10 protein-coding genes are annotated in these 12119 nt (G+C 52.0%); 3 read left to right on the forward strand and 7 right to left on the reverse strand.

Annotated features, from left to right (window positions below; all coding sequences use genetic code 11):
* Positions 1-107: 107 nt before the first annotated feature.
* From KNP75_RS11970 to KNP75_RS11985, 4 genes are all read right to left on the reverse strand, one after another.
* Entirely contained in the window at positions 108-782 is a 675-nt protein-coding gene (locus KNP75_RS11970) for an LrgB family protein (RefSeq protein ID WP_214710713.1), read from the reverse strand.
* Positions 779-1135 carry a CidA/LrgA family protein gene (locus tag KNP75_RS11975; protein ID WP_034780640.1) on the reverse strand — a complete coding sequence of 119 codons (357 nt, stop codon included), beginning with the start codon at positions 1133-1135 and terminating at the stop codon, positions 779-781. Before KNP75_RS11975 ends, KNP75_RS11970 begins: the two co-directional genes overlap by 4 nt.
* A gap of 202 nt (positions 1136-1337) precedes the next feature.
* Positions 1338-4481, reverse strand: coding sequence for an efflux RND transporter permease subunit (locus KNP75_RS11980; RefSeq protein WP_215190523.1), 3144 nt, complete (start codon positions 4479-4481; stop codon positions 1338-1340).
* 24 nt (positions 4482-4505) lie between these two features.
* A complete protein-coding gene (locus tag KNP75_RS11985) occupies positions 4506-5078 on the reverse strand; it encodes a TetR/AcrR family transcriptional regulator (RefSeq protein WP_052090260.1) in 573 nt (190 codons plus the stop codon).
* A 228-nt stretch (positions 5079-5306) separates the two neighbouring features.
* Here KNP75_RS11985 and KNP75_RS11990 point away from each other — a divergent pair, with 228 nt between their 5' ends.
* The 3 genes from KNP75_RS11990 to KNP75_RS12000 all read left to right on the forward strand — a co-directional run bounded on the left by KNP75_RS11990 (position 5307) and on the right by KNP75_RS12000 (position 8853).
* Complete coding sequence (locus KNP75_RS11990) at positions 5307-6374, forward strand: Fe(3+) ABC transporter substrate-binding protein (protein ID WP_215190524.1); 1068 nt, start codon at positions 5307-5309, stop codon at positions 6372-6374.
* A gap of 134 nt (positions 6375-6508) precedes the next feature.
* Positions 6509-8146, forward strand: coding sequence for an ABC transporter permease (locus KNP75_RS11995; protein ID WP_214797407.1), 1638 nt, complete (start codon positions 6509-6511; stop codon positions 8144-8146).
* A complete protein-coding gene (locus KNP75_RS12000) occupies positions 8146-8853 on the forward strand; it encodes an ABC transporter ATP-binding protein (protein WP_021068048.1) in 708 nt (235 codons plus the stop codon). The genes KNP75_RS11995 and KNP75_RS12000 overlap by 1 nt, the downstream gene beginning before the upstream one ends.
* A gap of 46 nt (positions 8854-8899) precedes the next feature.
* Here KNP75_RS12000 and KNP75_RS12005 read toward each other — a convergent pair whose 3' ends face one another.
* From KNP75_RS12005 to KNP75_RS12015, 3 genes are all read right to left on the reverse strand, one after another.
* A complete protein-coding gene (locus tag KNP75_RS12005) occupies positions 8900-9796 on the reverse strand; it encodes a class F sortase (protein ID WP_215190525.1) in 897 nt (298 codons plus the stop codon).
* 20 nt (positions 9797-9816) lie between these two features.
* A complete protein-coding gene (locus KNP75_RS12010) occupies positions 9817-11157 on the reverse strand; it encodes a globin family protein (protein ID WP_058765405.1) in 1341 nt (446 codons plus the stop codon).
* Positions 11158-11239: 82 nt separating this feature from the next.
* Positions 11240-12064, reverse strand: coding sequence for a helix-turn-helix domain-containing protein (locus tag KNP75_RS12015; RefSeq protein WP_353049033.1), 825 nt, complete (start codon positions 12062-12064; stop codon positions 11240-11242).
* Between the last annotated feature and the right edge of the window lie 55 nt (positions 12065-12119).

A 12119-nucleotide genomic window follows, 5' to 3' on the forward strand; every position in this document is an offset into this window, starting at 1 on the left:
AGCATGAGAGCCGTTTTGAGAAGTATCGAAATTGTTTGAAAATAAAAAGAGAGGCGCAAGGCCTCTACTTTTACTCAATTTGTATGAAACAAGGGTGCTGGCCTTTTTTAGAGAAGGAACGGCAGGAGAAACGGCAACAAAAACGACGTGAAGATGGCGGACAGGCCCATCGCCGCGCCCCCGGTGGCCCCTGAGAGCGGATGTTCTGTCGCGGCTTGAGCTGTGCCGATGCCGTGGCTGATCGTTCCGAGTGCGAGTCCTCGCGTGAACGGATCAGTCACTTTGAAAAGCGACAACATTATCGGACCGAACATGGCACCGAGTATGCCACAGGCGACAGTGATGGAGGCAGCAAGCGCCGCGTCTCCTTGGAGCTGTTTTGCCAGTTCGAGTGCAATCGGGGCAGTGACGGATTTGACCGCTAGCCCGATGAGCACTTGGTCCGTCAGTTTGAGCGCCGTGCCGATCATGACTGCGACGATAATCGTCGAGACGGTACCGGCAACGATTGCACTGAGGGCACGTCTCGCGCGTGCGAGTAGCGTCGGCAAGTTGCGGTACAACGGCAGACCGAGGGCGACGGTCGCCGGGCCGAGTAAAATCGTGATCAAATCTTTGGCCGGTTCATACACGTCGTACGGTTGTTCAAAGAGAAGGAGGATCACAATCAAAATAGTTGTGCTCAAGAAGACGACGTTCGTGAACGGAGACGCCCATTTAAATGATAGTTTTCGGCTGATGAGATAGACACCAACTGTGACGAGTACCCAAAATAATGTCATGACGCTTCACCTCGTCTTCCGGAGATGATGGCGGTCACGATGAGCCCCACACTTAGACTGATCATCAAGGCGAGAAAGAGCGGGATCCCTTCTGCTTTTAATAGATTACTATAAGACATGAGACCGACCGCAATCGGGATGAAGAAGAAAGCGAGATGTTTCGTGAGGAAGCCGGCACTGTCCTCGATCCATTCGACTCGGATGATTTTTGTCATAAGTAATATCAACAACAGCATCATCCCGACGACGTTCCCAGGCACTTTCCATTCTAAAGTGGCGACGATCCAATTGCCGAGCGCGCTTAACCCGAATAAGAGCGAAAGGCCGATCATCCATTTGATAAAGAGTTGCATGTATACCATCCTTTCGCGAATACGTTCAAAACGTAAGAATTTTCTCAGATTTATTTGTACAGGTCAAGGTTAGGCAATCATCAAAAAGTGAAGTTCTTCTCTCCAAAGAGGTTTTATAAAAGCACGGAAAGCCGTGTGGAACACGTCAGGAATGACCGAATCGAAAAGAGAGTCGACCCTGTGCGGGCGACTCTCTTTTGAATTACGCTTCTTTTTTCTTACGGAACCGTGCGAAGAACTCATACACGATTGGAACGATGAGGAGCGTCAATAGCGTTGAACTTGTCAATCCACCGATGACGGTCACACCGAGACCTTTCGAAATCAAAGCGCCACCTTCAAGACCGAGCGCGAGCGGTGCGAGGGCACCAATCGTTGCGAGTGCCGTCATGAGGATTGGACGGAGGCGCGTACCGGCTGCCTCGAGCAAGGCATCACGCGTCGAGAGACCAGCTTCTTCTTTATGAATAACACGGTCAATCAAGACGATGGCGTTCGTCACAACGATCCCAATCAACATGAGCGCTCCAATCAAGGCAGATACCGAGATCGTCTCGCCAGTGATGAGAAGGGCGACAAGTCCCCCGATAATCGCGTAAGGGAGCGAGAACAGGACGACGAACGGTGTAACGGCACCGCCGAACGTGATGACGAGCACCAAGTAGACGATGGCAACGGCTGCGAGCATGGCGAGACCGAGCTGAGTGAACGATTCTTGAATCTGTTCCGTGACACCGCCGACATCATACGAGACGCCAGTCGGGAGCTCGATGTCAGACACACGTTCTTCGATGGCCGCCGAAGCTTCCGTCGCTTTGTCCGTGCTGAGCTCGACGTTGACGCGAGCGAGGAGCTTGCCGTCACGCTGAACGAGCGTATCCGGTGTCGTGCCTTCCTCGACTCCGATGAAGTCTGAGATTGGACGTGGTCCAAACGGCGTCGTCACTTCTTGTTCCTGCAAATCGTCAATGCTGTCGTACGTGACTTGTTCTGTCGGAATGATGACGTCGAGTTGCTTGTCATCAATCGTCACGGTCGAGAGCGGACTTTCTTGCGCTTGGAACTGACCAATCGTCTGGGCGAGCTGGGCGGCCGAGACGCCTGCCTCAGCAGCAGCTTGCTGGTCGACGTTGAACGTGTATTGGACGTACGATTCACGAAGGTCAGACGTTGCTTGACGGACGTAATCTGTCTCTTCTTCAATCGTCTCAATGAACGTCGGAACGATGGCTTCGAGGTCTTCGAGTGAGTTGGCGTAGACGTTGTACGTCACGCCGCTCGTTCCGGCACCGCCGGCGAAGTCTTGTTCTTTCCATTCACCGCCTGAGGCGAGTTCATTCAAGCGTTCGACGTCGGCGATTTTGACATCGGCGAAATCTTCCGTGTCCGGATCGTACTGGACGATGAAAATTCCTTGTTTGTTGTTTCCTGGGTTAAGCGGGTTCTCGCCACCGACTGTAAATTGAACGTCGGTCGCGTTCGCTTGCTCTTCCATGAAATACGTCTCGGCGATTTCGGCCGCCGCAATCGAATCATCGAGCGTTTGTCCCGGCTCTGGGTCGAACGTGACGTAAAGCGTCTTCTCAGATTCTTGGTTCAAGAAGTTGACCCCGATGGCTGGTACGAGGGCGAAACTTCCGATTAAGAGAACGGTAGCCAGGCCGAAGACGACGAGTTTATGGTTGAGCGACCAGTTGAGGACGCCGCGATACCATTCGGCGAGTTTCCCTGGTCCTTCTTCCGGCTTCAACTTGTCACGGTTCTTAAAGAACGAGTCGGCCATCATCGGCACGACCGTGATCGCGACGAGAAGTGATGCGAGCAAAGCGAAGACGACGGTCAAGGCGAACGGTAAGAACAGCTCGCCGACGAATCCGGTGACGAACCCGAGCGGCAAGAAGACGGCAATCGTAACGATTGTCGACGACGCGATCGGAATGAACACTTCTTTCGTCGCGGCGATAATCAGTTCTTTGCCGCGCAACGTCTCGTTCGGACGGGTGAGGCGACGGTAAATGTTCTCAATGACGACGATGGAGTCATCGACGACCCGTCCGATGGCGACGGTCATCGCGCCGAGCGTCATGATGTTGAGCGTGATGTCGAGCTGTTTCAAGACGATCAACGCCATCAAGAGCGAGAGCGGGATGGAGATGACCGCAATAATCGTCGAGCGGAAGTTACGAAGGAACACGAGAATAATCAAAATGGCGAATAGACCACCGAGTAACGCTTTCGAGACCATCGTCTCGACCGATTCTTCAATCGGTTGACCTTGGTCGAGCGTGACGGAGACGTTGGCCGTGTCATAGTCGGCTTCGAAGTCGGCGAGCACCTCTTTGACGGCGTTGACGACGTCGACGGTGTTCGCGTCTTGTGTTTTCGTCACTTGAATCCCGATTGAACGTTCTCCGTTTGAGCGCGAAATCGATTCCTCGATGCCACGGTCTTCAATCGTCGCGAGTTCGCTCAAAGCGACGGTCGGGACGGTTGTCGGGATATTGGCAGGTGGGACGGCACCTGGTACTTCAGTCGGGACTTGTGGGGTCTCGCCAGTCGGAAGTTCCGTTGGCGCACCTGGCACAGGCTGTTCCGTTTGTGCGGGTGAGTACGGAATTTGGAGGTCGCGGAACGCCTCGAGCGTCTCCGACTTCCCGTCGATGACGACGGCTTGCTCCGTATCACCAAGTTCATACAGGCCGAGCGCGATGCGGGCGTCGTTCGCTTGAATCAACTGTTTGACCGTGTCTTCCGTCAAGTTGTATTCGGCGAGTGCCTCCGCATCGAACTGAAGCTCGACGCGACGAATCTCTTGTCCGGCGATTTGGACGGTCTGAGCGCCTTCGACGCCTTCAAGGGCCGGTTGCAACTCATCTTCGACCAATTTCGTCAATTCGGCCAAATCGAGACTCTCATCTGAGACGGCTGCACCAACGACAGGGAACGCGTCAAAGCTGAGTCGTGATACTTGTGGGTCTTGAACGGCTTCTGGCAATTCGACGTTGCTGAGCGCGTCTTTGACGAGCTGTTCAGCTTCTTCCATATCAGTGCTGAAGTCATAATCGATTTGAATGTTTGAAGCGTTCTGGAACGAAGACGAACGAACTTGTTCGACCCCGTTCAAGCTCTTCAAGCGCTCTTCGAGCACGGTGCTGACTTCGTCGAGCACTTGTTCAGGTGAGGCTCCTGGGTAAATCGTCGTCACCGAGACGGTCGGTGTCGTGATATCAGGCAATGTTTCTAGTTTCATCGTCAAGCCGGCGAAAATTCCGGCGGCCGTCAAGATGATGGTCATCAACCAGACGGCGAACTTGTTATTGACGGAGAAGGACGTGATTTTTTGCATGGGGTTCATTTCTCCTCTAATAGATTAGTCTGTTTTACCCGAATCGATGTTCTGGGCTCGCTCGATCAAGCGAGCGATAATGTCTTGTTTTAAAGCAGGTGGGGCGACGCCGACATTGAAGTGCTCGGACATCATCATTCCTTCGAGCGCATAGCGGATGATCATCGTCTCCACTGGATCGCTCGTCTGTTGAAACTGTGCGAAGAACGTGTCGAGGTCGTGCTTCCACCGCTCTGCGTACTCTTGGTCGACGGCGAACAATGTGAGGAACGCAATCATCTTTTCGGCGTCGATGTGGATGGCTGAGCGCTCCGGATGAAGTTTCGTCTCGTCAAAGAGACGCACGAACGCCTCAACAGGGCCATTGCCATCGGCTTGGAGCGATTCGTACAAATCGTTTTGCTCGGTTTGGAGCCGTTCCACGATGGCGGTCAACAACGCTTCTTTGGATGGATAGTGGTACAAGAGACCACCTTTCGAGACACCCGCCGTTTTGGCGACTTCATCCAATGTCAGGTGATGCACACCGTGCTCCATGATGATATCGGTCGCGGCATCCAACAGTTTTTGCTTGGTGATTATTGATCGGTTTGTCATGTCATCCCTCTTTTCTGTACCGACCAGACGGTTTGTTCTCTTCCACTATAGGTGCGTAGTCATTTTGAAGTCAAGAAATGATGACGTCAAAACTGTTAAGTTATGTATTTATAACTACTGTAAACGATTTCAAAAAAAGGTTGACGTGAGAATGATTATCAGTGATGATAGTAACTGAGAGTAATTATCATTACCAACAATAGAGATGAATAAGTGGGGGATAATCAAATGAACAAAAAGTACATGGTGCTCGGCCTATCAGCTGCGCTCACAACATCACTCCTGGCCGCTTGCGCGAGCACGGAAGAGACGACGTCAAATGATAACGAGACAGCAGAAGAGTCGAAAGTCGTCAACGTCTACTCGAGCCGTCACTATGACGTCGATAAAGAACTTTACAAGCAGTTCGAAGAAGAGACGGGCGTAAAAGTCAACGTCGTCGAAGGGAAGAGCGATGAGCTTCTCGAGCGTTTGAACACAGAGGGTGAGAGCACAGAGGCCGACCTCTTTATCACGGCAGACGCCGGGAACTTGTATCAAGCGAAAGACGCGGGACATCTTCAAGCGGTCGATAGCGACGTGCTTGAGTCGAACGTCCCTGAAAAATATCGTGATACGGACAACGAGTGGTTCGGTCTCACGAAACGGGCACGTGTCATCGTCTATGCAAAAGACCGTGTGAAACCAGAAGACTTGTCAACATACGAAGCGCTCACAGAAGAACAGTGGAACGGAAAAGTGCTCGTTCGTCCGTCTGAGAACATGTACAACATCTCACTCCTCGCTTCATTCATTGAAGTGAACGGTGTCGATCAAGCGAAAGAGTGGGCGAAAGGCATGGTCAACAATATGGCACGTGATCCACAAGGGAACGACCGTGACCAAGCGAAAGCGGTCGTGGCCGGTGAAGGGGACGTCGCCATCATGAACACATACTACATGGGTCTCATGTTGAACTCAGAAGATGCGGAAGAGAAGAAAGTGGCCGAGCAACTCGGTGTCTTCTTCCCGAACCAAGACACGACGGGGACACACGTGAACATCTCGGGGATTGCGATGACAAAAGCAGCGAAGAACTCAGAAAACGCGAAGAAACTCATGGAGTTCATGTCTGATCCGTCAGCACAAGAGCAGTTTGCGAGCGTGAACTACGAGTATCCGGTCAACGAATCGGTTGAACCGAACGAGCTCCTTCAATCATGGGGTGAGTTCAAAGAGCAGGACATCAACTTGTCTGTCCTCGGTGAAAACCAGCAAGAAGCCATCCGTATTTTCAACGAAGCGGGCTGGAAATAAGACGACTTCGGCTTGAACAGATGTTCAGGCCGAAGGTTTTTGTGTTTCATGGCACGCTGACGGTACACCGGTGGCGCGGAAACTGATATGATGGGACAGGAAGTGACTGAACGAAAGAACGGGAGTTGTACGACATGAACTGGTACGCGCTGAAACGACAACTGAATGGATGGGCCATCCTCAGCTTTATCGCGCTGGTGTTCATCGTCCTGCCAGGCGTCGTCGTCTTGGTCGAGCTGTTCGCACCGGTCAACGAGAACTGGCAACACATTCGCGAGTACTTGTTGCCGACTTATGTGCGCAATACACTGTTCATCATGCTCGCGACCGGATTGTTGACGACCGTCATCGGAACGAGCCTGGCTTGGTTCGTCACGGTGTACGACTTTCCGTTCCGTCGGTTCTTCAAATGGGCGCTCATCTTACCGCTCGCCATCCCGCCTTACATTGGGGCTTATACGTATCACGGGATTTTAAACTATACGGGCGTCATCCAGACGACGCTTCGCAACGAGTTCGGTATCACGGTCGACCAGACGTATTTCAACATCATGACGATTCAAGGGACGGTGTTCATCTTCACGCTGTTCTTGTATCCATACATCTACACGATCACGCGTGCCTTCCTGCACAATCAATCGTCCTCGATGATTGAAAACGCCCGTATCCTCGGTCGCGGCTCGTGGGATATCTTCTTCACCGTCGTCATCCCGATTTCGCGCGTCGCCATCATCGGCGGGGTCAGCCTCGTCTTGATGGAAGTGTTGAACGACTATGGCGTCGTCAAATACTTCGGGATTCAGACGTTCAGTACGGCCATCTTCAGTACGTGGTTCGGGATGAAAGATACGTCCTCAGCGCTCAAACTCGCTGGGACGCTCATGATTCTCGTCATCGCCATCTTGACGATGGAACGGCTGATCCGAGGTCGAAAACAGTTCAGCTATGCGACGACGAAAGTGAAGCCGCTCAAACCGAGACAACTGAATGGATGGCATCGATACGCCGTGTTCGGTTATGTAGCGACCATCTTCGCGGTCGCATTCTTCATTCCGTTCGTTCAACTCGTTGCTTGGACGGTATTGACGTTTGAACAAGTGTTCACGGCCGAGTTTTTCCGTCTCGTCTGGAACACGGTGAGCGTCGCCTTCATCGCGACGGTGATCATTCTCGTGTTCGCACTCGTCATTGCCAACTATACGCGCTTGTTCCCGTCAAACATGACACGCGTCATCTCGAAAGTGACGACGCTCGGTTATTCAATCCCGGGAGCGGCCATCGCCATCGCCGTCATCACGTTGTTCTTACTGCTTGATGAGTGGGTGTTGAACATGGCGCTCGCTTTGGACTTAGGCCAGACGTTCGTGTTCAGGACGACACTCATTATGCTCATCTTCGCCTACGTCATCCGCTTCCTCGCCATCGGCTATAACTCGATCGAGAGTGGGTTTGAGAAAGTCGGGAAATCGTTCACGGAAGCGTCACGCATGCTCGGGTGGGGGACGGTGCAGACGTTCTTCCGGGTCGATATCCCGATGATTAAAGGGGCGATCATGAGCGCGTTCATCCTCGTCTTTATCGATATTATGAAAGAATTGCCGCTGACGCTGTTTTTACAGCCATTCAATTTTTCGACGCTCGCCACACAAGCGTTCAAATATGTCAGTGACGAGAAGATACATGAGGCCGCGCTCGCCTCGATCGTCATCGTGCTCATGAGCGGACTGTTGATCTTTGTGTTCCATAAGGTGCTTGATAAGGAGGCCGACTAATGTTTGTTCAAATCAACGATTTACACTTCAGCTATAAAGGTGCGCAAGCCGAGACGATTAAAGGATTCTCGATCTCGATCACGAAAGGTGAAATCGTCTCGCTTCTCGGTGACAGCGGTTCTGGGAAGAGTACGATTTTACGCCTCATTGCGGGACTCGAGATGCCGAATCAAGGCGTCGTCGTCGTCAACGACTGTGTCTGTTGCGACGATTGCCAGTTCATGCCGCCTGAACAGCGTGGTGTCGGGATGGTGTTCCAAGACTATGCGCTCTTCCCGCATATGACCGTTGAGAAGAACATCCGCTTCGGTCTGCATAAATTGAGCCGGAAAGAGCGGAACGAGCGCGTCGAAGAGATGTTGACGCTCGTGAACTTGTCCGAGTTCCGCCATCGCTATCCGTACGAGCTCAGCGGCGGTCAGCAACAGCGTGTCGCGCTCGCGCGTGCGCTTGCTCCGAAACCATCGCTTCTCATCTTGGATGAGCCGTTCAGCAACTTGGACACGTCGCTCCAACATCGCATTCGGGACGATTTGCGCCGCCTCCTCAAACAGACGGGTACGACGACGATCTTCGTTACCCACGATGAAGAGGACGCGGAGGCGCTCGCCGACCGTATCGTCTATCTCGGCGAAGGCAAAATCAAGAAACAAATCATGACGGAGAACAACAAGACGTTCAACCCGCAGATTCCGTGTTTCGTGTAAAACGTAAGAACCCGCAGACATAAATCGTCTGCGGGTTCTTTTGTGATTATTTCGTCTCTTGAGAAGGACTCGACTCGTTCCCGAGTTGATCGATCGCTGTCACATAATAAGCTGCCTGCTCGTTCGTGACTTCGATGCTCTTCCGGGCGTGCGACGGGATACTTTCGATATGTGTCGCTTCACCGTCGACGACCTCATAGACGCGATAGCCGATGACTGCGTCGTCACGGACGGCGTGCCACGTCAATAAGTTCCCGCGGAGTTCGACGCTCGTCGGTGCGTCAAGTTCGACTTCGGTATTGATTTCGGTATCGACAAGCTCGGTATAGACGACGAAACGCTCGTCATAACCGCCGTCACCGAACGTACCGGAACACGTGATCAAGTTCAAATGTCGACTCGACGTGGCCCCGAAGATATCCTCGATTGGTGCGTTTTTCGTATCGTAACTCTCTGTTTTTGTGACACGAAACGTCAACGTGTTGCCATTCTCGTCGATGATCGTCACGTCATCGCCGGTCTTCAGTTGATCGAGCTCATAAAAGACGGCAGGGCCGGTCTTGCTGTCGACGTGTCCCGCGATGACGGCATTTCCTTTACTACCAGGTTTGACGCCCGGTTCGAACCAACCGACTTGGTTCTCGTCTTTTGGGACGCCCATCTGTCCGTTGTCGAGTACGCCGACCTGTTCGATCGCGGTGTCGACCTTGATTTTGGGAATTTGAAGTTGGACGGGTGTCGCGGCCTTGGCACTTTCCTCTTCCTCGGCTAATCGAAGCTTCTTCACCTCTTCCTGTAGAAGTGAGAATTCAGCCGATAAATCTGGGCTCTCCTCTATTTGTTTTTCTTCTACAGGTGGTGACGACGATTCTTGGGCGCTCGTCCACGTCCAGAAGCCAAAACAAAAGAGAGAGAGCGCCAGAAACAAATGGCGCTTGTTCATGGGGCTCCCTCCTTATTGAATTATTGTTCAGACACTTTACGGTTGCGAAGCGTTACAAAGGCGAGCAAGATTCCGCCAAGTACAGCAAGGCCAGCGTAGAGCGTGTTCATTGATTGTTCTTGTGCACCACCGAGACCTGTTTCAGGCATCTCTTCAGGCATTGTTGTTTCAGCGAACTTGTCAGGCATTTGTGTCACGATCGCGTTACCGAGTGTCTCACCAACACCGAACATGAACGCGTATCCTTCACGGAATGACATCCAAGCGGCATCCGCGTCACCAGCTACATACTGATCGAACGTTTGAAGCACGAGGGCCTCATGTTGTTTAATGGCTTCTTGGCCAGCTTCTTGTGGCAAGTTACCTTCCGTCGCTGCATCGAGGAATGTGCTGAAATCGACAGCGAACTGGTCGAGCTTCATGCGTGCTTCTTCAATTTTAGCTTCATCGCCTTCGAGTGTAGCGGCAACGATGTCACCTTGTGCTGTGATGTGGTTCCCGTTCCATACTTTTTCGAATTGGGCCGCACCTTCATCACCGTAGACTGAACCGATGGCTGCTTTGAAATCGAGTGTGTTCTGATCTTCAGCCCAGCTCACGTAGTCGAAGTCTTCTGCTTGATCGTAGCCTTTTTGCATGCCGATTGCTGCGAGTGCGAAGTGTTCACCAGCAAGGCTGTTCAATGTCGAACGAAGCTCGACGGCCGGTGTGTCAGCAGCAGTTTCAAACTTGTCAGGCATCTGTGTGACGATTGCGCCTGAGAGGGCTTTACTGATGTCGAACATGAGCTTGTACCCTTCGCGGTACGTCATGTATGCCGACTCGTAATCACCTGCGACATAGTTGTCGAATACTGAGAGAACTTGGTCTTCGTGAAGCTCAAGTACGTCAGCAGCAGCGTCTTTCGGTAAGTTACCTTCTGTTGCTGCATCAAGGAATGTTGAGAACTCTTCGACGAATTCGTCGACTTCAGCTTCTGCGTCAGCGCGAAGCTCTTTGTCTTCTGATTTAGCCGCTTCAACGAAGTCAGCTGAGTAGTCGTTGTGACCAGCGAAGATGTCTTCGAACTGGGCTGCGCCCTCATCTCCATAAATTGAAGCGATGGCCGGTGTCATGTCGAGTGCGTTTTGATCGAGTGCCTTCATCGCGACTTCAGCGTCTGGTGCTCCATCATAAGCTTTCATCATCGATGTGACGGCTAAGACGTAATGCTCAGACAGTAATTGGTCGAGCGTGGCTCGTAAGTCACCTGCTGGTGTGCTTGCTGTCGGCGCGTGATCCGCTGCCTGTGCATTCAATGGTACGAGTAAGCCGAGTGCGAGTGCCGGTGCTACAATCTTGTTCATTGTTTTCTTCTTCATGGGTAATCGCTCCTTTTTTTGAGTGGTTGTCGTTGTTTACACCCATCTAACGGAGCGGTTCAAAAAATGGATCACTCTTTTTTTATTTTTTTTCGTTTTTTTGTTGAAGTGTGCGATAAACCCCTGGTGCGACGCCATATTTTCGTTTAAAGATACGATGAAAATATGGATAGGAGCGGAATCCGGACAGCTCGGCAATCCGTTCGAGAGAGTGTTGGGTATACTGCATCTGTTCTTCGGCGAGCTGGAGTCGAATCGATTGAGCATAGGCGACAATCGTCATACCGGTCACTTCTTTAAATAAGTGGACGGTCCGCGATACACTGAGCCCGACCGCGTCGGCGACGTCCGCCACTTTGAAGTCGCTTGTAACGTTTCCTTCTATATAACGCATCATGCGTGACACGACAGGTGGTCGCACGTTTGCGTGCACTTCTTGGACTGAACGGTCGAGCATGAGGAGCAAGGCTTCAATCAGTGTTTCAATCAAGTCCGGACTTTGTTCAGTCGTCGGGCGTCGCGCCTCTTCGGTGATATGCTGCCAGAGTGACAACAAGCGAGGGTCGATCGAGATGGACGTGATGCGGGAACGATCGACCGCCACCCACCATGCATCGAGGGTCAGACCGTCACAGAAAAGATGATAATCCCCGCTTGCCGGGGTATCGACATGCAGTTCGTACTCGTCACCAGGTTTAACGAGCAACAGGTCGCCAGGCCGTGCCGTATACGTCTTCCCATTGACGACGATGCGCGCCGTGCCTTCTGTTTGCAAGCGAATCAAATACGTCTCCAACCGATTGGGAAAAGGAAAAGTATAGGTCGTTGTATGATACGAATAGCCACAAAAGCCAATTTCCATCGAATCATCCTTTCTTAATAGCAAAATCGTGCATATTTTCATCATATCATGGATAGAAATCAAGGCGACGAGCGGGTACGATGAAATCGACAGAACGTAT

Origin of the sequence: Exiguobacterium sp. s6, from assembly GCF_018618155.1 — a bacterium.
GTDB lineage: Bacteria > Bacillota > Bacilli > Exiguobacteriales > Exiguobacteriaceae > Exiguobacterium > Exiguobacterium mexicanum_A.